Annotated in this window: 1 protein-coding gene; it reads left to right on the forward strand. The window is 67.6% G+C overall.

From position 1 onward, the window contains the following. Window positions 1–145: 145 nt before the first annotated feature. On the forward strand, window positions 146–1283 hold a 1138-nt coding region (locus KTN05_RS17565; RefSeq protein ID WP_217330659.1), incomplete at its 3' end, for an IS66 family transposase.

Below are 1283 nucleotides of genomic sequence, written 5' to 3' on the forward strand. Positions count from 1 at the left end.
CTCGCCGCCTTGTTCGAGGGGCTGGACTGGCGACTGGTCCGGCCGGAGCGGACGCGACGCCCGCAGGTGGCGGGATGAGCGTGATGGTGCGGGAAAGCCCTGTTTTTACTGGTCATATACCGCGCTCCATGATTCACTTCACCCCATGGATGCTGCCGCTCTCGCCCGCGAAAACGCCCTGCTGAAGGCTCGCCTTGCCGAGGTCGAGGCGGTGCTGGCGGAGGTGCAGAAGGCCAATCGCCGACTGGAAGACATCGTGCGCACGGCGCAACGCGAGAAGTTCGGCAGAAGCTCCGAGAAGCTGTCGCCCGACCAGTTCAACCTGCCACTCGAGGATGCCGAACTGGCCCAGGGCGTGCTCGAGGCAGCACAGGAAAAGGCCGAGGCCGCCCTGAGGGCCGCCAAGGGCACGGATGCGCCCCGCAAGCCCCGGCGCAACCGGGGGCATCTGCCGCCGCATCTGCAGCGGGTCGAGCGGGTGGTCGAACCTGCCAGCATCCTGTGCCCTTGCGGCTGCGGCGAGATGGCCCGGATCGGCGAGGACGTGTCCGAGCGACTGGACGTCATCCCGGCCCGGTTCCGGGTGCTGGTGACGCGGCGCCCGAAATACGCCTGCCGGCGCTGCTCGCAGGGCATGGCGCAAGCCCATGCTCCCGAGCATGTCGTGCCCGGCGGGTTGCCCACGGAGCAGCTCATCGCCTGGATCATGGTCTCGAAGTTCGGCGACCATCTGCCGTTCTATCGCCAGGCCGGGATCCTCAAGCGGCAGGGTATTGATCTCGACCGCGGGACGCTCGGCAACTGGGTCGGCCGCGCCTGCTTCCACCTGCTGCCGATCATCCGGCACATGCAGGCCCATCTGCGCCGGGCCGATCGCATCTTCGTCGACGAGACCCGCGCGCCGGTGCTGGATCCGGGGCGCAAAACCACGAAGAGCGGCTATTTCTGGGCCGTGGTGTCCGATGATCGCGGCCATGGCGGTGTCGGTCCGCCCATCGTGCTGTTTCATTACGCCCCCGGTCGGGGCAAAGAGCATCCGCTAAGCTTCCTCGCCGGGTATCGGGGCCGGTTCCTGCAATGCGATGCCTACCAGGCCTACAACGCGATGGCCGGGATCGCGCGCGACAATGGTCCCTGGCGGCTGGTCTACTGCTGGACCCATGTCCGCCGCCGCTTCGTGAAACGCTTCGAGAGCGACCGCTCGCCCATCGCCGAGGAGATGCTGCGCCAGATCGCGCTGCTCTATCAGGTCGAGAAGACCGTGCGCGGCAAGGACGCGGCTG

This window comes from Paracoccus sp. Z118 (assembly GCF_019061185.1).
Taxonomy (GTDB): domain Bacteria; phylum Pseudomonadota; class Alphaproteobacteria; order Rhodobacterales; family Rhodobacteraceae; genus Paracoccus.